This window comes from Nocardia sp. NPDC088792 (genome assembly GCF_044750615.1).
In the GTDB taxonomy this organism is placed as follows: Bacteria; Actinomycetota; Actinomycetes; order Mycobacteriales; family Mycobacteriaceae; genus Nocardia.
Genome location: NZ_JBIVKC010000001.1, coordinates 866,290 through 885,032 on the forward strand (window position 1 = coordinate 866,290; position 18,743 = coordinate 885,032).

At 67.8% G+C, this 18,743-nt stretch carries 16 protein-coding genes; 7 read left to right on the forward strand and 9 right to left on the reverse strand.

Annotation, left to right across the window (positions count from 1 at the left end):
• Positions 1-137: 137 nt before the first annotated feature.
• The 5 genes from gatB to ACIP5Y_RS04285 all read right to left on the reverse strand — a co-directional run bounded on the left by gatB (position 138) and on the right by ACIP5Y_RS04285 (position 7,173).
• Positions 138-1,652 carry an Asp-tRNA(Asn)/Glu-tRNA(Gln) amidotransferase subunit GatB gene (gene gatB, locus ACIP5Y_RS04265; protein ID WP_400347433.1) on the reverse strand — a complete coding sequence of 505 codons (1,515 nt, stop codon included), beginning with the start codon at positions 1,650-1,652 and terminating at the stop codon, positions 138-140.
• A 106-nt stretch (positions 1,653-1,758) separates the two neighbouring features.
• Entirely contained in the window at positions 1,759-3,345 is a 1,587-nt protein-coding gene (locus tag ACIP5Y_RS04270) for a serine/threonine-protein kinase (RefSeq protein WP_400347435.1), read from the reverse strand.
• 153 nt (positions 3,346-3,498) lie between these two features.
• Entirely contained in the window at positions 3,499-5,994 is a 2,496-nt protein-coding gene (locus ACIP5Y_RS04275) for an FtsX-like permease family protein (RefSeq protein WP_400347437.1), read from the reverse strand.
• A complete protein-coding gene (locus ACIP5Y_RS04280; protein ID WP_400347439.1) occupies positions 5,991-6,800 on the reverse strand; it encodes an ABC transporter ATP-binding protein in 810 nt (269 codons plus the stop codon). Before ACIP5Y_RS04280 ends, ACIP5Y_RS04275 begins: the two co-directional genes overlap by 4 nt.
• 28 nt (positions 6,801-6,828) lie before the next feature.
• The gene (locus ACIP5Y_RS04285) at positions 6,829-7,173 is read right to left on the reverse strand and encodes a hypothetical protein (RefSeq protein ID WP_400347441.1); all 345 of its coding nucleotides are present in this window, start codon (positions 7,171-7,173) and stop codon (positions 6,829-6,831) included.
• Positions 7,174-7,358: 185 nt separating this feature from the next.
• Between ACIP5Y_RS04285 and ACIP5Y_RS04290 the strand changes: the two genes are divergently transcribed.
• From ACIP5Y_RS04290 to ACIP5Y_RS04315, 6 genes are all read left to right on the forward strand, one after another.
• The gene (locus ACIP5Y_RS04290) at positions 7,359-8,711 is read left to right on the forward strand and encodes a sensor histidine kinase (RefSeq protein WP_400347443.1); all 1,353 of its coding nucleotides are present in this window, start codon (positions 7,359-7,361) and stop codon (positions 8,709-8,711) included.
• Positions 8,708-9,394, forward strand: a complete 687-nt coding sequence (locus ACIP5Y_RS04295) for a response regulator (RefSeq protein ID WP_400347445.1) — start codon at positions 8,708-8,710, stop codon at positions 9,392-9,394. The genes ACIP5Y_RS04290 and ACIP5Y_RS04295 overlap by 4 nt, the downstream gene beginning before the upstream one ends.
• Positions 9,395-9,452: 58 nt before the next feature.
• Entirely contained in the window at positions 9,453-11,339 is a 1,887-nt protein-coding gene (locus tag ACIP5Y_RS04300; RefSeq protein WP_400347447.1) for a protein kinase, read from the forward strand.
• A 106-nt stretch (positions 11,340-11,445) separates the two neighbouring features.
• Entirely contained in the window at positions 11,446-12,282 is an 837-nt protein-coding gene (locus ACIP5Y_RS04305) for a hypothetical protein (protein ID WP_400347449.1), read from the forward strand.
• Positions 12,283-12,451: 169 nt separating this feature from the next.
• Positions 12,452-13,330 carry a hypothetical protein gene (locus tag ACIP5Y_RS04310; protein ID WP_400347451.1) on the forward strand — a complete coding sequence of 293 codons (879 nt, stop codon included), beginning with the start codon at positions 12,452-12,454 and terminating at the stop codon, positions 13,328-13,330.
• A 72-nt stretch (positions 13,331-13,402) separates the two neighbouring features.
• Entirely contained in the window at positions 13,403-14,434 is a 1,032-nt protein-coding gene (locus ACIP5Y_RS04315) for an ATP-dependent 6-phosphofructokinase (protein ID WP_400347453.1), read from the forward strand.
• Positions 14,435-14,510: 76 nt separating this feature from the next.
• Here the strand turns inward: ACIP5Y_RS04315 and ACIP5Y_RS04320 are convergent, their stop codons facing one another.
• From ACIP5Y_RS04320 to ACIP5Y_RS04330, 3 genes are all read right to left on the reverse strand, one after another.
• A complete protein-coding gene (locus ACIP5Y_RS04320) occupies positions 14,511-14,768 on the reverse strand; it encodes a hypothetical protein (RefSeq protein ID WP_400347454.1) in 258 nt (85 codons plus the stop codon).
• Between the two features lie 197 nt (positions 14,769-14,965).
• Positions 14,966-15,169: a DUF397 domain-containing protein gene (locus ACIP5Y_RS04325; protein WP_400347456.1), complete on the reverse strand. Its 204-nt coding sequence runs from the start codon at positions 15,167-15,169 to the stop codon at positions 14,966-14,968.
• Positions 15,166-16,047 (reverse strand): helix-turn-helix domain-containing protein, encoded by an 882-nt coding sequence (locus ACIP5Y_RS04330; protein ID WP_400347458.1) that lies wholly within the window; start codon positions 16,045-16,047, stop codon positions 15,166-15,168. Before ACIP5Y_RS04330 ends, ACIP5Y_RS04325 begins: the two co-directional genes overlap by 4 nt.
• Before the next feature lie 368 nt (positions 16,048-16,415).
• Between ACIP5Y_RS04330 and ACIP5Y_RS04335 the strand changes: the two genes are divergently transcribed.
• On the forward strand, positions 16,416-16,601 hold the full coding sequence (locus tag ACIP5Y_RS04335; protein WP_400347460.1) for a hypothetical protein: 186 nt from the start codon (positions 16,416-16,418) through the stop codon (positions 16,599-16,601).
• 21 nt (positions 16,602-16,622) lie between these two features.
• Here the strand turns inward: ACIP5Y_RS04335 and ACIP5Y_RS04340 are convergent, their stop codons facing one another.
• Complete coding sequence (locus ACIP5Y_RS04340) at positions 16,623-18,734, reverse strand: protein kinase (RefSeq protein WP_400347462.1); 2,112 nt, start codon at positions 18,732-18,734, stop codon at positions 16,623-16,625.
• Between the last annotated feature and the right edge of the window lie 9 nt (positions 18,735-18,743).

Sequence of the window (18,743 nt, forward strand, 5' to 3'; positions counted from 1 at the left end):
CGACCGCGGTCCTCGCCCGCGCAACGCATTCCGTTCGGCCGGCGCGGCCGACTCGCGCGCCGCGGACTCGTGTGCCGGAAACGCCTGTGACGCACAAATTTTGCCGTGCGCCACAGCTCTTTTCGATTCGAAGAAGGTCAGCCTTCGACGCCGCAGGCGGCGAGGACGAGTTCGCGGACGCGGGCGGCGTCGGCCTGGCCGCGGGTGGCCTTCATGACGTCGCCGACGACCTTGCCGGCGGCCTGGACCTTGCCGGAGCGGATCTTGTCGGCGATGTCCGGGTTGGCGGCGAGGGCCTTCTCGACCTCGGACTGCAGGGCGGAGTCGTCGGAGACCATGCCCAGGCCCTTGGCCTCGACGATGGCGGCGGGCTCGCCTTCACCGGCGAGCACGAAGTCGACGACCTGCTTGGCGACCTTGTTGTTGATGGTCTTGGCCTCGACCAGCGCGGCCAGCTCGGCGACCTGCTTCGGGGTGATGGGCAGGTCTTCGAGGGCGACCTCGCGTTCCTTGGCCTTCTCGGTGAGGGAGTTGACCCACCAGGCGCGGGCTGCCTCCACCGAGGCGCCGGCGTCGACGGTCGCGATGATCAGGTCCAGCGCACCGGCATTGACCAGGTCGCGGAACACCTCGTCGGACAGCGCCCATTCGGCCTGGATGCGGGCGCGGCGCAGCCACGGGTACTCCGGGATGGTGCCGCGCAGCTCCTCGACCCAGGCGGCGTCGGGGGCGACGGGCTCCAGGTCGGGCTCCGGGAAGTAGCGGTAGTCCTCGGCGGTCTCCTTGATGCGGCCCGCGGAGGTGGTGCCGTCGGTCTCGTGGAAGTGGCGGGTCTCCATCAGGATCTCGCCGCCCGAGGTCAGCACCGCGGCCTGCCGCCGCATCTCGTAGCGCACCGCGACCTCGACGCTCTTGAGCGAGTTGACGTTCTTGGTCTCGGTGCGGGTGCCGAATTCCTTGGCGCCCTTGAGCATCAGCGACAGGTTGGCGTCGCAGCGCAGCGAGCCCTGCTCCATCTTCACATCGGAGACGTTGAGCGACTTGAGCACCTCGCGCAGCGCGGTCACGTAGGCGCGCGCCACTTCCGGCGCCCGCTCCCCCGCGCCCTCGATGGGCTTGGTGACGATCTCGATGAGCGGCACACCCGCCCGGTTGTAATCCAGCAGCGAGTGCGAGGCGCCGTGAATGCGGCCGGTCGCGCCGCCCACGTGCAGCGACTTACCGGTGTCCTCTTCCATGTGCGCGCGCTCGATCTCGACCCGGAAGGTCGAGCCGTCGTCGAGCAGCACATCCAGGTAGCCGTCGGTCGCGATCGGCTCGTCGTACTGGCTGATCTGGTAGTTCTTCGGCTGATCCGGGTAGAAGTAGTTCTTCCGCGCGAACCGCCCCCACGGCGTGATCGAGCAGTTCAGCGCGAGCCCGATCCGAATGGCCGACTCCACCGCCTTCTCGTTGACCACCGGCAGCGACCCCGGCAACCCGAGGCACACCGGGCACACCTGCGTATTCGGTTCCGCGCCGAACGTGGTCGGGCATCCGCAGAACATCTTGGTAGCGGTCCCCAGCTCGACGTGGACCTCCATGCCCATCACCGGCTCGTACCGATCAATGACGTCGGAGTAATCCATCAACTCCACCGTGGCTGCACTCATGCCGACCATCCTATGTGTGGCTGGTCGGCGCTGGTGCAAGGGCTCAGTCGACGGCGTAGACCACCGGCTCCGGTATGTGCCCGGACGGTGTCTCGTCGATGGCCGGTCAGCCGCGGCGGTCGTAGCTGGTGCCCTGCCATTCCCATTTCACCGTGAAGTGCTTGTCGGGGCAGCAGTTGGGGACTCCGGCGGAGGAGTATTCGTAGACCGGCATTTGGATTGTGGTGCCGGCGGAGGTGAAGGAATTCGCTAGGGCAGCCTCGAATTTCGGATTCATCAGGGTCTCGAGCAGGTGGGCGGATTTGGCGGAGTCGGCGCGGTCGAAGACCATGAGGTTGGCAGGTGGGCTGCCGGCGCCTGCGTCACAGTTCGCCAGGACGATCGCCAGATGGGTGTCAGGGGCGGGATCGGCATAGGAGACCTGTTTGACGACTGTTCCGACACCTTCACCACTGGGGTAACCGCCGCAGTTCAGCATGGGACCCACGGCCGCGCCCCAATTCACCGCTTCCAGCGCGATCTGCGTCGCCGAACTCGATGATGCGGTGGATGTCGTTGTTGCCGTGGGATTTCGACTGTCGGTCGTGGACGACTTCACGGACGTCCCGGCCGATTTGTCGCCGGGACCGTAGGCGAAGCCCAGCACCGCCGCCGTAGTGGCCAGTGCGACAACGCCGATGACACTGAGAGCCGCCAAGATACGGTTCCGGCGAGTCGAACCGCCGGGCTGCCCCGCAGGTGAACCGGCAGGCATTGCCGCCGGAGTGACCGTGCTGTCCACGGATCCCGGAAGCAGGCCGGGCGCAGGTGGCGGCTGCGGTATCGGGTTCGGCCGCCGCACTTTCGGTGCGGAGCCGACTGTTCCGAGAGCATGGCCAGCGGCCTCGGCGAGGGCCAGGCAACTGTCGTACCGATCGTCCGCGAGTTTGGCCAGCGCGGTGGCGATCACATCGTCCAGCTCGACCGGCAGCTCGGGGCGCAGCGCGTGCGCGGACGGCGGTGGGGCGGTGAGATGGGCGGCGATGAGCGCGGCCTGATCGGCGCGGAGGAATGGTTGCCTGCCGGTCAGCATCTGGAACAGCGTGCAGCCCAGGGAATAGATGTCGGCGCGATGGTCGGTGGGTTCGTCGGAGAACCGCTCGGGCGCGGCGTAAGCCAGAGTGGCCGGTACGGCGGAGAGGGTCACCGTGTCATCGAGGGTGCGGGCGATGCCGAAATCGGTGAGCACCGCGCGCTCGCCGGTCCGCGGATCGACGTCCATGAGCAGATTCGCGGGCTTCACATCACGGTGCAGCACACCCAGTCCGTGTGAGTAGTCGAGCGCGTTCGCGGCATCGGTGATCAGCCGGACCGCCCGTTCCGGATGCAGCCCGCCCGGCGAGGTACGGAGCAGCTTCGCGGCATCGCCGCCCTCGATGTGCCGCATGGACAACCAGAGCGCCGGATCATCGGGATTGCTGCGGTCATAGACCGGAACGATATTCGGGTGGTCCAGGCGCGCCGCCACCATCGCTTCTCGCTCGAAAGCGATGCGCGCCTTGTCATCCGCGGCGAGGGCCTCGCCGAGCACCTTCAATGCGACGACCCGGTCCAGCCGATAATGGTGGGCCAGGTACACCGACCCCATGCCCCCCGATCCGAGCAGCTCGATAATGCGGTACCCCGCGAAATCCACCCCAGCCCGCAAATGCACGCCCACTCCTTCGAGCCGACCACCCTGCGAACGCACCGGCGGTCTTGCGGAGCATTCTAGGTGCGGGACACCATGCGGGCGTTGGCATTCGAAACGTGGCCGGGGCCAGGACGGTCGGTGGCGTGGTCCTCGACCCCAGCGACAAGGGTCTACTCAGTCCACCGCGATGGCCTCGATGATCGGGAGGCGGGAAGCTCGGACCGCGGGCGGGATGGAACCGAGCAGCGCCAGGATCAAGGCCACTACCGCGTAGACCAACAGCAGCGGGGTCGGGTGGTAGGGGATGTCGAGGGCGATGGCGTGGCCCAGGGCGACGGTGGCCAGGTAGTGGGTGCCGGAGCCGGCCGCCAATCCCAGGAGGGCGCCGACTATGCCGATGCCCGCGGCTTCCGTGAGGACCGTGCGGAGGAGGAAGCGGCGGCTGGTGCCCATGGCCCGGAAGACCCCCAGCTCTCGGCGGCGCTCCAGGACGGAGAGCATCAACGTGTTCAGAAGGGCGACCGTGGCTACCAGGACGACTATCCAGAGGATGGCGTTGCTGATCGAGGTGCCCTGGCGGACGCTGCTGGAAATCGCTGTGACAGCGTCTTTTCCGGTGGTCACGTGGATATCGGCGGGGACGGCGGCGCGGACGGCGGACATGACGGCCGCATGGTCGGCGCCGGAGGCGAAGTCGATGCCGAGGATGGTTTCGCCGGGGCGCTGGTACCACTGGCGCATGACATCGAGGTCGAGGACCACCGTGCCGGAGATGGCGGCGAAGTAGGGGATCACCTTCAGGACTTGGACCTTGTGAATCCCGGTGGGAGTGGGCAGATCCAGGGACGAGCCGGGGTGGAGGTCCAGGGTGCGGGCTATGTCGCGGGAGATCACGACGGCTTGCCCCGCGGCCATACGGGCCAGATCGGGTTGGCTGACGCCGTCGAGGGCGGAGGTGCGGGCGGCGCCGCCTTCGTAGGCCTGCAACATGACTCGGCCCGAGCCGAGCGTGGAGAAGGCCATCTGGGCGGAGCCGACATCGGCTACGCCGGGGATCTTCTGGAGAGTGGCCTTCAGGTCCGAGGGCAGCAGCGGGCCGGTCGGGAACTGGGCCATGGAGGTGGGACTGACGAAAATGTCTGTACTGGCAAGGCCTTCGAAGCTGTCGCCGGCCGCGGAGACCATATTGCGGGTGGCGTTGCCGATGGAGACCACGGCGGTGACGCCGATCATGACCGTCATGGCGGTGGCCCAGACCCGGCGCGGGGCGCGTTCGACGGTGGTGGCGCCGAGCGCGCCGGGCGCGCCGAACAGGCGGGCGATGGCCGCGCAAGCGCGCACGATCGGTTCGGTCGCGGCGAAACAGAGGATGACGGAACCCACGATGGCGAGGGAGATCCCCGCCATCGAGAGCTTGCCCACGTCGGCCCTGGCGACGATCACCGCGCCGACCACCATGGCGAGGCCGAGTACTGCCGCGGTCCAGCGCAATACGGGTTTCACGGCGTCCGCGGTGGAGGTGCCGACCGGGGCGAGGGCTTCGATGGGCGCGACCTTGTACACCTGCCGGGCCGCGATCGCGGCGGCGGCGATACTGGCCAGCACACAGGCGGCGATGGCCACCGGAACCGCGTAACCGGGCACCTGGTACTCGGTGCGGGATTCGACGGAGTTCAGGATGGCCGCGGGCAGTTGGTTGATTGCCTGGCGGCCCATGAAGATTCCGATGACCGAGCCGATCGCGCCGCCGAACAGTCCGAGCAGCGCCGCCTCGGCGATGAGGTCACGCACCATGGGCCCGCGGCGGCCGCCGATGGCGCGCAGCAGCGACAGCATCGGACGGCGTTGCGCGACAGCCATGCTCATGGCGTTATAGATAAGGAAGGAAGAGACGACGAGCGCGGCGGCCGCGGAGGCCAGCGTCGCGTAGCTGACCAGCATGACGGAACTGCTCGCCTGCGCCGTGCGCAGCGCGGGATCGGCGACGACAGCGCGACCGGCGACCGCATCGGTGAGCGCCGAACGCAGCTTGCCCACATCGGTATTCGGCGCGGCGACGATCTGCACGGAGTCCAGGCGGCCGACCCGGCCGGTGATCTTCTGCGCCACCGGCAGCAGGGCGATGACGATATGGCCGCCGTTGATCCGGCCCGCGGCGTCGTCGTCGAGGACGCCCGCCACGGTGGCGGTCAGGGTGCCGAGCTGGAACTTGTCGCCCGGCTGGTGTCCCATGGCCTTGCCGAGGAGCACGCCATTGGGGACGGTGAGCAGTTTGCCCGCTTGATCTTTCAGCGCCCCATCGAGGGAGGTGCCCAGTTGGGAGATGCTCTGGTCGGCCCCGATGAGCAGGGCGCGGTCGGCGTCCGCGCCGATCGGCTGCCGGATCATCGGCACCGCGGCGGCCACGCCGGGCACCGTCCGGATCTGTTGCAGCAGTGTCTGATCGAAGCCCGCGTCGGTGACGCCGCTGACCTCGAGCACGGCATTGCCGCCGAGGCTGTGGGTGAGTTTGTCGACGGATCCGGTGATGGACCCGGAGATGCTGAAGACCGACACCAGCAGTCCGGCGGAGACTCCCATGACCACCATCGACATGATGGTGCGCCCGCGGTGGGCGAAGAGTTCACCGATATTGAACAGCCGCAGGCGATCCCAGGCGGCGCGGATCATGCGTGCACCGTGCCGGAGTCCTCGGCGGCCTCGGAGCCTTCGGAGTCCGCTGCGGGCGATGCGCCGTTGGCGGCGGGAATGGAGGTGGTCAGTTCTTCCGGCACGGTCCGCATTTCACCGTCGTCGCCGCGCTCCACGCGTTCGGTGGAACCGATGTGCCCGTCGCGCAGGGTGATCACGCGATCGCAGTACCGCACCGCGCCCATGTCGTGGGTGACCATGACCACGGAGTTGCCCTCCTTGGTGATGTCCCCGAGCAGCTTGAGGATGGCGGCGCCGGTCTTGGAGTCGAGGTTGCCGGTGGGTTCGTCGGCGAGAATGAGCGGCGGGTCCATGATGAGGGCGCGGGCGACCGCGACGCGTTGCATCTGACCGCCGGACAGTTCGCCGGGCCGGTGGTCGGCGCGTTCGCCGAGCCCGACCAGGTCGAGCAGTTCGAGGGCGCGGGGCTTGGCCTTGCGCAGGCCGGTCCCGTCCAGCAGTTTGGGGATGGCGACGTTCTCCCAGGCCGACAGCGTGGGTAGCAGGTTGAAGAACTGGAAGACGAAACCGACCTGATGCCGCCGGAATTCGGATTGCCGGTCGTCGTCGAGTCCGCCGATCTCATTGCCCTGGAAGCGGATCGAGCCGGAATCGGGTGAGTCGAGCGCGCCGAGCAGGTGCAGCAGGGTGCTCTTGCCCGATCCGGACGGGCCGATGATCGCGGTGAACTCCCCCGCCGCGATGGTCAGGCTGATGCCGTCCAGAGCGCGCACGGTCTGCTCGCCCACCCGGTATTCCTTGGTGACGTCGGTCAATTCCAGCATGTCGTTCCCCTCGTGGCCGGCTGTGGCTTCAGCTGGCCATGGCGCGTGTACGTGGACTGCGGTGATGATGGGCGGTGTCGTAGATGTCGAGGATGGCGCGCAGCGCGGGCTGTTCGGCGGACAGTTCGAGGTAGACGTCGACCGCCGATTTGCCTTGCGCCAGTGCGTGATCCAGTTTCACATTCAAGTGGTTGTCCCACCGGTGGCGCAGCGCGAGCAGGACGCCGTCGGGGCCGCCGAAGAGCCGTTCCAGCTCCGGTAGGTTGTCGAAGAGCTTGGGATCAGTGGGGTTCAGTTCAAAATCACTGCGAGCCGCCCGGTCCAGGACGGCGTGCAGGATATCGGTGCGAGCGTGCAGGTCTTTCCAAGACATGGCCCCCAACCTTTCGTAACGCGCCCGGTCGATTCCGGGTGCTGTGCCGATGTCCTGAACGCTACGGACGCGCCGAGTCCCTGTCGTCGTGCCGTGGACGCGACTTGACCTCCTACCCCGGTAGGAGACGGGACCCCTGCCGTCGAACGATGTACGCCGTCGAACTCGCCGATTAGCCTTGCAGAATGAACGTGACCAGCGCCACCCCGCAAGCGGTCGGGCAGGCGTTGCGGGAGCTGCGCGCCGAGGTGAAGGCCGGTCGCGGGCGCATCGGGCTGTTCCTGCGGCATCCGGCCGACGAGTTCCGTCGTCATGCGGAGCAGTTCGGCTACCCGGCCAATGTGGTCGTGCTGATCGAGCTGATCCTGCTCGCGGTCAGCGTCATCGCGGTGTTCCAGCGCTATTCGTGGGCGTATTTCCCCAGCAGCCTGCCCATTCTGGCGCTGCTGCTCGCGAATCTGACCGGACCGCTCTACGTGGCCATCGGCTTGCTGCCGAAACCGCTGGTGATCGGCGGGTTCACCATGTGCGCGGCAGCGTTGTTCCTGGCCCAGCCGGTGCCGACCGACAGTGCGCCGTTCATCCTGGTCGCCGCCGCCGGAGAGATCGCCGCGCTCGGGTCGCTGCTCGTCAGCATCCCGGTGGCCTGCGCGATGGTCGCGGAACTGTGGTTCTTCCACACCATCGGCCACCTGGACATCGGCATGCCGATCTGGACCTTCGCCGTGGCCTGCGGCTGGATGGCCGGGCAGATGATGAACTACCAGCGGCGCTATCTCTACCAGGAGCGAGAGAACCAGGCGGTACGAGCCGTGCAAGCTGCCGATGACGAGCGTCGCCGGATCGCCCGTGAGGTGCACGATGTCATCGCGCATTCGCTGAGCATCACACTGTTGCACGTCACGGCCGCCCGGCATGCCCTGCAGACCGACCGCGATGTGGACGAGGCCGTCGACGCGCTCACCGATGCCGAGCGGCTGGGCCGGCAGGCCATGGCCGATATCCGGCGCACGGTCGGGCTGCTCGGCCAGCATCCCTCGCCACAGACTCCCGAGCCCGGACTGGACGATATTCCCGACCTGATCCAGGATTTCGTGCGCGCGGGAATGGAGATCGATTTCCGGATGACCGGCAATGCCCGTGAAGTGTCCGCGGGAGTCGGTCTCGCTCTGTACCGGATCTGCCAGGAATCCCTGGCGAATATCGCCAAGCACGCGCCCGGCATCGGCGCGCGACTGCGAATCGAGATGTCCGGCAGGGAAATCACCTTGACGGTGACCAACCCGCTGCCGCCCGGGGTGCTCCCGCGACCGGGGCGCGGTATGGGTATTTCCGGTATGCAGCAGCGGATTTCATTGCTCGGCGGCACCTTGTCGTCGGCGGCCGACGGCGACCGCTGGCGGGTCGTCGCCCGGATTCCGTTGTCCGGGCAGTTCGAATGTCTCGCGACCGCGGCCGAGGAGCATGTGCGCACGATGTTGTTCTCCATGATTCGGAAGCCGGCGGCGGACGGTCCGCGCGGAGAGGGTGAACAGTGAGCGATCGGCCGGACGAGAAGTTGATAGATGTCCTGGTCGTCGACGATCAGGAGCTGGTGCGCGGCGGTTTGCGGCGGATCCTGCGCCGGCGTGACGGTTTCGCGGTGAGCGAGTGCGCGGACGGCGACGAGGTGCCGGCGGCGGTGGCCGCGCAGCGCCCGGACGTGGTGCTGATGGATCTGCGGATGAAGCGGATCGGCGGCATCGAGGCGACGCGGACGCTGCGCACGTGCGCGGAGGCGCCGCCTGTGCTGGTTCTCACAACGTTCGATGATGACCAATTACTGTCCGGCGCATTACGTGCCGGGGCGGCCGGTTTCATTCTCAAGGATTCCCCCGCGGAGGATCTGATCCGCGCGGTGCGCACGGTCGCCACGGGTGGATCGTGGCTGGATCCGTCGGTGACTCCGCGTGTCCTGTCGGCTTATCGTTCGGCGCGTCCCGTGCCCGCGCCGGGCGACAGCCGGCTCACCGATCTCACCGTCCGCGAGCTCGAGGTGCTGGAGTTGATCGGCCGCGGGCGGCTCAACGGCGAGATCGCGGGCACGCTGGGTATCTCGGAGGTAACCGTCAAGAGCCATGTGGGGCACATCTTCGGGAAGCTGGGGTTACGCGATCGGGCGGCGGCGATCGTGTTTGCGTTTGACCACGGCGTAGTCGCACCGGGAGAATCCACTTCCTGAGGGCCGGGTGGCGAATGATCTCGTCGCGACCCTCCCTGGAGTTGGAGGTTTGGACGGGGTGGATGCACCACCATCGCGGGCCGGTAGCCGTTTCGGTCCGTACGAGTTGCGCGCGCTGCTGGGCAGGGGCGGGATGGGTGAGGTCTACGAGGCCTACGATGCCGTCAAGGACCGGATAGTCGCGCTCAAACTGCTACCCGCCGATCTCGCGAAAGATCCCTCCTACCAGGAACGTTTCCGCCGCGAGTCGCAGGCGGCGGCGCGGCTGGCCGAACCGCACATCATCCCCATCCACGATTGGGGCGAGATCGATGGTGTGCTCTACATCGATATGCGGCTGGTGCGCGGGCACGATCTGCGCACGATGCTGGATGTCAAAGGCCCGTTGTCGCCGATCCGGGCGGTCGGTATTGTCGAGCAGATCGCGGCCGCGCTGGACGCGGCGCACTACTCGGGGCTGGTGCACCGGGATGTCAAGCCCGCCAACATTCTTGTGACCGATGCCGATTTCGCATATCTCGCGGATTTCGGTATCGCGCGCGCGGAGGGTGACACCACCATCACCGTGACGGGGACCGCGGTCGGTTCCTACGCCTATATGGCGCCGGAGCGGTTCGATTCGGGTCCGGTCACGGGTAGCGCCGATATCTATTCGCTGGGTTGCGTGCTGCACGAATGCCTCACGGGCGTCAAGCCGTTCCCGGCGCAGAACATGAGTGTGCTGATCCGCTCGCATCTGTCCGATCCGCCGCCGCAGCCGAGTCTGCAGCGATCCGGGATTCCGCCGGCGCTGGATTCGGTGGTGGCGCGAGCCCTGGCCAAGAATCCGAACGGACGGTTCCTGACGGCGGGCGAATTCGCCCGCGCCGCACGGGCCGCACTCGCCGGGGGCGTGGTCGCACCGCCGACGGAGATGCTGCCGCCCGCGCGCACCGTGCCGCCCGCCGCGGAGACGACCATCATGCCCAGCCTGGGCGGCGCCCGCGGACCGGCCGGTCAGCCGCCCGCCGGACCGGGTCCGATCAGCGGCCCGGGCGCGCAGACGGTCCGGGGTCCCGGCTCGGCTCCCGCGAGTCCGGGCGGCCGCCCGCCCACCGGGAATGCCGGTCCGAACGCGCCGGGCCAGCGCGGCCAGCGACCGGATCCCACGCTGCGGCAACCGAATACGGGCGCCTTCCCGGCCTTCATCACCGGCGGTTTCCCCGCGACCGAGCCCGAACCGCCGGAGACCGGCGAACTGGTCATCGTGCCGTCGGATCCGACCACGGTGCGGGTCAGCGACTTTCACTTCACGCCACTGCCCGAGGATGCGCAGGAACGCGCGGCCTGGGGGCACGCGCAGGCGCAGGCGCAGCAGCGGGACTTTCCGTATGCGCCCGCACCGGATCCGTCGCTCTACCCGACAGCGGATCATCCGCGGGTCGAGACGCCGCGTCCGCCGTCCCGGCGTCCGCGCCGCGGTAAGTCGATCGCGGTACCGCTGTCGCTCGGTGTGCTGGTGATCGCGATCATCGCGATCGTCGGCACCATCGGCTGGCAAGTCCTCGACGGCTCCCGCAACGAATCACCGGGTACGACAGCGGTACAGGGAAATCCGGGTGGAGTAACCCTGCCGCCGTCCCAAAACAAAGGTCCGACAACGACGTCGGCGGCGCCGACGACAACTGCGGTACAGTTGCCCGCCGGCGCGACGCCGTGCTCGGTGGTGTACGGAAACCTCAACGGCTACAACAATTCCGCGATCGGGAATACTGTCACAAGTTGTCCTTTCGCGGAAGAGGTGCGCCGGGCCTATGCTCAGGCGACGTCGGGACAGACGGGGGTGACGACGAGTGTGGTGGTCGTCAGCCCGGTCACGAACCGGCCTTACACGATGAATTGCAGTGCGGCAGGCAAATTGGTTACCTGCATCGGTGGTGAGAACGCGGTGGTGTATGTCTACTGACCGGATTCCGTCCTGTCGCAACGGTATTGCGGCGGGGCTGGCGCTGGCAGCTATGTTCGCGGTGTCCGCTTGCAGTTTCAATCCGCGTGTCCCGGGGGGTGCTCCCGTGCATGTCGCGCGGATCGTCCAGGCCGCGAACACCGAGGCGCTGCCGGGCATGTCCCTGGCCGCCTCGGATCTGCCGGAACTGTTCGGGCTGCCGCACAATGTCACGTTCGCGGCGGATTTCGCCGATCTGCAGTCCACCATGGACGGGCGGGTCGGATTGGCGATCATGCCCGTCGGAGGTGGCGACATGACGCAGCTGGGCACCTGGACCAGCGGTATCGCCTGGTCGACCATCAAGGTGCCGATCGCGCTGGCCGCGCTGCGCAAGGATCCCGACGGCATGCAGTCCGTCGCCGAGGCGGCAATCACCTACTCGGACAACGATGCCGCGGAGGCGCTCTGGAATTCGCTGGGCAGCGGCAGTCAGGCGGCCGACATCGTGGAGGCGGTGCTGCGCGAGACCGGTGACACCCGTACGGATGTCGCGGCGCGGCACACCAAACTGGCGGACCTGGAATCCGATGACGGGCTGGCCTTCGGCACCACCGATTGGTCGCTGGCCGATCAGGTGCGTTTCGCCTCGAAGCTGCCGTGCCTGCCCGCCTCGAATTCGGTCATCTCGCTCATGAGTGAGATAACGCCCAGTCAGAGTTGGGGTCTGGGGCGGTTGATCGGCGCGGAGTTCAAGGGCGGCTGGGGGCCCGACGACGAGACCGGCAAATACACCGTGCGGCAGTTCGGCGTGATCCCGACCCTGCGCGGGCCGATCGCGGTGGCCATGGCGGCCGAACCCGCTTCCGGCAGTTTCGATGACGCCACCGACATGATGGACAAGCTGGCGCTCATGATCGGCGACCATCTGCCGGATCTGCCTGGGGGCCTGTGCAACCACTGACCTCGACGTTCCACTGAGTGGGACTGCCGCTGTGCGCGAACTTCCGAAACCCGGCAATACGCACGGTATTTGACCATGGTCCTCCCACCGCACCACAATCCTTGCGATTGACGGGGGCGGGTGTGTCCCGTAGGAAGCAGGGACACACCGGGATGATGGAGGTTACGGCGTGAGCGCACGGTATTCGCGGGCCGCGGTTTTCGGGGCGGTCGCGCTGCTGGCAGTCGCGCTGCCGGGATGCAGTAGCAAGCCGGTCATGGTGCCGGACAAAGCGAGCGCCGCCGCCATCGCCCCGACCAGCGCCCCGCCCGCCAGCGTCGCGGCCATGCCGGGCACGCTGGCCTGGGATTTCGTGAATCAGCTGGAACCGACGCTGGCCGGCAAGGTCGGGGTGGGGCTACTGCCGCTGGGCAGTACCCAGGTGGTGGAACTGGGTGATTGGACCACCGGTCCGGCCTGGTCGACCATGAAGGTGCCGCTGAGCCTGGCTGCCTTGCGCGCCAATGCCGGGGAAATCGGCGCGGCCACCAATGCCATTGAATATTCGGACAATACGGCCGCGGACACGTTATGGCAGTCGCTGGGCGCGCCCGAGGCCGCCGCGCAGACTGTCCAGGCCGTTTTACGCGAGGGTGGCGACACCGCGACCACGGTGCCCGCCACCCGCGCCCGAGCGGACTTCTCCGCCTTCGGCCAAGCCGACTGGTCCATCGCCAACCAGCTCACCTTCGCCGCCCACCTCCCCTGCCTCCCCGGCTCGGATACCGTCACCTCCCTGATGGGCAAGATCAGCGCAGGTCAGCGCTGGGGCCTCGGCAACCTCGACGGCGCCCAGTTCAAAGGCGGCTGGGGACCCGACACCAACGGCAACTACCTGGTCCGGCAGATCGGCCTCATCCCCGTGGACGGCGGCCAGATCGCCATCGCCATTGCCACCCAGGCCAATTCGGGCAGCTTCGACGACGGCACCACCATCCTCACCAAAATCACCGACCTCATCCAGAAACACCTCGCCGAACTCCGCGGCGGCAGCTGCGCCGCCCACTGAGCCCCCCTACGTAACCGTAGGTTCACGGGGGCGAATCCCCGGGATTGCCGGACTCAGGGCAAGATGGGTGCCATGCGCATCGGAGTCTTGACCGGAGGCGGAGACTGCCCAGGCCTGAACGCCGTGATCCGTGCCGTCGTTCGCACCGCGAACGGGCGGTGGGGGGATGCGATCGTGGGGTTCCAGGACGGGTGGCGCGGCCTACTCGAGGATCGCAAGATCCAGATCCTCAATAACGACCGCACCGACCGCCTGCTCACCAAGGGCGGCACCATCCTCGGCACCGCCCGCACGAATCCGGATGTCCTCCGCGCCGGACTCCCCCGGATCAGGCAGACCCTGGACGACAACGGCATCGACGCCCTCATCCCCATCGGCGGCGAGGGCACCCTGACCGCCGCCTCCTGGCTGGCCGAAGAGGGCGTGCCCGTGGTGGGCGTCCCGAAGACCATCGACAACGATATCGACTGCACCGACACCACCTTCGGCCACGACACCGCGGTCGCCATCGCCACCGATGCCATCGACCGCCTGCACACCACCGCGGAATCGCATCAGCGCGTCATGCTCGTCGAGGTGATGGGCCGGCACGCGGGCTGGATCGCCATCAACTCCGGCATCGCGTCCGGCGCGCACCTCACCCTGGTGCCCGAGGTGCCGTTCGATGTGGACGAGGTCTGCGCCATGGTGAAACGCCGCTTCCAGCGCGGGGATTCGCACTTCATCTGCGTGGTCGCCGAGGGCGCGCACCCGGACCCGGATTCCATGAGCCTGCGCGACGGCGGCATCGACGAGTTCGGGCATGTTCGTTTCACCGGTGTGGCCCAGCAGCTGGCCCCGGAGATCGAGCGCCGCATCGGCAAGGAGGTCCGGGTGACCGTCCTCGGCCATGTGCAGCGCGGCGGCACCCCGACCCCGTACGACCGGGTGCTGGCCACCCGTTTCGGCGTGCACGCGGCCGAGGCCGTGCATGCCGGGAACTTCGGTCAGATGGTGGCGTTGCACGGTGCCGAGATCGATCTGGTGCCGCTGTCGGAGGCCACCAAGCAGCTCAAACTCGTTCCGGCGGACCGCTACCGCGAGGCTGCCGCGTTCTTCGGCTGACCAGCCCCCTCGACGACGATCACCGGCCCCCGCACGGCAGTGCGGGGGCCGAGTCGTATCCGGGGCCGGGCGGCGATCACTTCGGATCGCGTTCGGCCGCCTCCCGGCGCATGGCCAGCGTCACCGCCGCGGCACCGGCCAGTCCGAACAGCCATGAAACCCAGTTCGGCGCACCGAGATAGATGACGAGAGACGACACCCCGAAGGGGTGGTGCCAGATCAGGTCGGTGATCCCGGATCCGAAACCCTGTATCAGCAGGATGAATCCGATGGTCCACCAGAAGGTCTGGCTCTGCTGCCTGGGATTTGCCGACTCCTTGGGATCGGTCGACATGGCGTACCCCCACTTCCCGGACATTCCCGACTGCGAACGATTTACTCAGAGCAGTCTCCGGTGTGCGGGCCCCGCGGCGCATCGGCCTGAAGTTGCCCGGCGGCAATGCTTTTGCCAGTCTTGGGGCTGGGCCTCGAAAGACCTGAGGATGAGTTCGGGGCGCCGCATCCGCCCCCGGATGTCATCCTCGGTGCTGATCAGTGTGCGTCGAAACGTCCGGCCGCGAGGGCATCGGTGAAGCGGTCCCATTCGACCGGCGCGAAGATAAGCGCAGGACCGGTCGGGTTCTTACTATCGCGGACTCCCACTCCGCCGGATAGGAAAGCGATTTCCACGCATTCCTTGGCGCCCGTGCTGCGGGCGCTCTTGAACCACCGGCCGCCGGACGGTTCGACGTTCACGTCACATACTCCTTCGCTGCCTTGCGCAAGAGGTCTCTACTACTGGTCTCGTCCAGCGCCGCGCGCTGGATCGCCTGGTACGCCTGCAGATAACGGTCGACGGCGGCCTGCTTTTCGAGATAGAGGTCACCGAGGAAGTTCTCCAGGTACACCACGGTGGGCTCGAGCGGTCGGTTCCCGCTGTCGTGACCGAAGTCCAGGATCACGAACGGACCCACGGTATGACCGATCGGGACGCCCGCCGAGAAGGGTAGTACACGAACAGCAATCGTTGGAAGTGTCGACATGTCCGCCACGCGGCGCAGTTGCGCGGCCATCACGCGCGGACTGCCGACAACGCGCCGTAGTGCGGTTTCATGCATGACTATGTCGAAGGTGGCGGGATTGCGCTTCCGGGTGAGCAGGCTCTGGCGGCGGATCTTCAACTGCACCCGCCGGTCGAGTTGGTCGTCACCAGCATCCGGCCAGTAATCACCGATCAGGACCCTCGCGTAGTCGGCGGTCTGGAGCAGTCCGGGGATCAGGTCCGGCTGGTAGGAAACGAGGCCGCGGGCCGAAGCCTCCAGGCCCACATACACGTTGAAGCCCTCGGGTATGAGGTCGTCGTATTCGTGCCACCAGGACTTGACACTGGCTTGTTGCGCCAGACCGCCCAGGGCCGTGGTGAATTCATCGTCGAAATCGTAAATGCGGCATAATTCCCGGATGTCGAGAACGCGAATCTTCTCGGCATTACCGGTTTCCAGCCGTTGCAGTTTGGATTCGCTCCACTCCATCAGAGCGGCGGCCTCGGCAATGGTCAGATTGCATTGCATCCGACCCTCGCGCAGGTATCGCCCCAGTTGACGGCGCGGCAGCGTGGAACCGTTGTCGGACATCCGTAGTCCTCCCCCGCAAACGCAGTGTGAGTCACTCTGAACGATGCTCCCATGCGTTATGAATTCCGACCTGGAGCTTTGACAAACTTTCAGGAACCGTCGAATGTTCGATTGTCGGGTAGCGCCGCGGATGCTGAACTGGAACTTGCGCCCGGTGAGAGCCGGAGCCCTGATATCTCTGGAACCACTCGTCCCCGAGCCGGGCGCACCACCCTCCGACACCCGCTGCGCCGCAGCGACAACCGGCATACCGCCGTGCGCCCCGGCCAACCTCGATACCCTGTACCTCAGGCCCGGCGCGAGCGTGCGCCGCCCGCCCGATCACCCCGCGCCGGACCGTGCAGTCCCCCTCCCTCCGCGCTGCCCCGGTGTACACGATGATGTATCTCTTCGATTGCACGATGGACCCCGGCGAGCTGACGCTCCCGCAGGCTCATCAAGCCATGCAAATTCACAAATACTGCACGGTCGACAACTGCCTCGTCCGCCGCCGCGCCCGCCAGATCCTGGTCGACACCGGCCAGATGATCCTCGGCGAACGCGCCAACCCCTGACCACCGGACCCGCGGACACTCCTACCGAGCCACCAACACCAGCACGATCACCACCAGCAGCACCAGCACCACCGCCCCAAACCCCACCATCACCATCGCAGCCGCCTGCGACGTTCTCCCCTGCCCCGGAACCTGTTGCGGCGGTGCCTGATTCGGACCGAAAGATCCAGGAGCCGCCCCGTAGGGCACCCCCGGGGAAGCGGCCGGCGGAGCACCGAACCTGGACTCTCCCTGCCCCGCCGAAATCACCGGAAGCCCGCCCGAGGTCACCGGGCCGGACGAATACCCGTCCGGTGCACCGGAATCCGGCACCCCGCGCCCACCCACCGCACCCGCCTCGCCGGAGGCGGGCACGAACGCCCCCGACTCCGGATGCCGCAACTCCGCCCCGGGATAACCCGCGGGCGCCTGCCCGACAGCAGGTCCAGGCCGCACCACCGGCGCACTCACCGCCGTCACAATCTCATCCTGCGAAACGGCCTGCGCCAGACGCCCTGATTCGCCGGCCGCTGCCGTCGCCTCAGCGGGCGAGGAAGCACCGGCAGCCTCCGAGTCCGCTGTCGCCGCCACGGACTCCGGCTCTGCCCCGCTCGCTGGAATGATGACGCCCTTCAACGATCCCGCGCGCTGCAGTGCGATGGCCGCCGCGGTCACCGGACCGGCAGCGGCCGGTACACCGCCGGCGAGAGCGCTCGGCGCCTGCGCACCGGATCGCCCGGTGAAATCGGCGCGCCGCTCCGGCGAATCCTCCGACCCGGCATCGGATGTCACTGCCGGTCCCATCTCCTGCTCGGGCGGCACACCGGGCCGCGCGAGAAGGTCGGTGCGCTGCTCCGGCGCCGCAAGTTCCGGCATGGCCTCACGCACCGGCTGCCCCGCTGCGCCGGACTCGCTGCCCTGGGCCGCCGGCGTTGTCCCCGGTGTGGGTTCGGGCGCCGACTGTTGCGGCGTCGGATGCTGTTGCGGCGCAGGGTGGCCGGATGCGGGATAGGCAGGGGGCAGTGGCGGGCCGGCAGGCTGAGATGGCGGCTGCTGTTGTGGGGCGGGGTAGGCCGGGGCTGGATAGGGAGGAGCGGCGGGCGTAGGTGCACCGGCGGGCTGGGCGGACTGTTGCTGCGGGGCGGGGTATCCGGCCGGCGGCGCGGGATAGCCGGCGGGGTGCGGCTGTTGGGGGCCCTGGTATCCGGGCAGAGGCTGGTAGCCCTGGGGGTAGGCGGCCTGAGCCGGGTAGGCGGGTGGGTATGCCTGGGGGGTGGGGTAGACGGGGTGGGGGGTGGCGGGGGCGGGGAGTTGGAGGGGTGGGGCGGTGAGGGCTTGGCGGGCGGCCTTGGCGAAGGCGGCGCAGGAGGGGAAGCGGTCGGGGGCGCGTTTGGCCATGGCCTTGGTGAGGACGGCGTCCATGGCGGGGGTGAGGCCGGGGCGGCGGAGGCTCACCGGGGGTGGGAGGAGTTGGAGGTGGCCGTGGATGATGGCGGAGGGGTCGGGGGAATCGAAGGGGCCGGCGCCGATGAGGAGCCAGTAGAGGGAGAGGGCCAGGGAGTACTGGTCGGTGCCGGGGTCGAGGTGGGCGCCGGTCATCTGTTCCGGCGAGGCGTAGGCGAGGGTGGCGGTGAACATGCCGGCCTGGGTCAGGTGCGTGGAGTCCTCGCGGAGGCGGGCGATGCCGAAATCGGTGAGGAAGACGCGTTCACCGTGACCGGCCACGGCGCGGGCCAGGATTATGTTGGCGGGCTTGACGTCTCGGTGCAGGACACCCATGGAGTGCGCGTAATCCAGTGCGGCGGCGACGCCTTCGATGATCTGCACCGCGCGCTCGGGCGGCAGGGTGCCGACATTCACACCGGCCGCGTCGACACCGTCCACGTACTGCATGGAGATCCACAGCTGCTCGTCCTCGGAGCCGCGGTCGTACACCTCGACGATGTTCGGGTGATCCAATTGCGCGACCAGATCCGCCTCGCGTTCGAAGCGGGCGCGGATCTCCCTGTCCGCGTACAGTTCCCGATTCAGCAGTTTCAGGGCCGTCAACCGGCCCAGGCGTGGATGCCGGGCGAGATAGACCGATCCCATCCCGCCCTGTCCGAGCAGTCGCTCAATGGTGAACCCGGCGAACACGTCGCCGTTCTTCAACACTTCGACGAC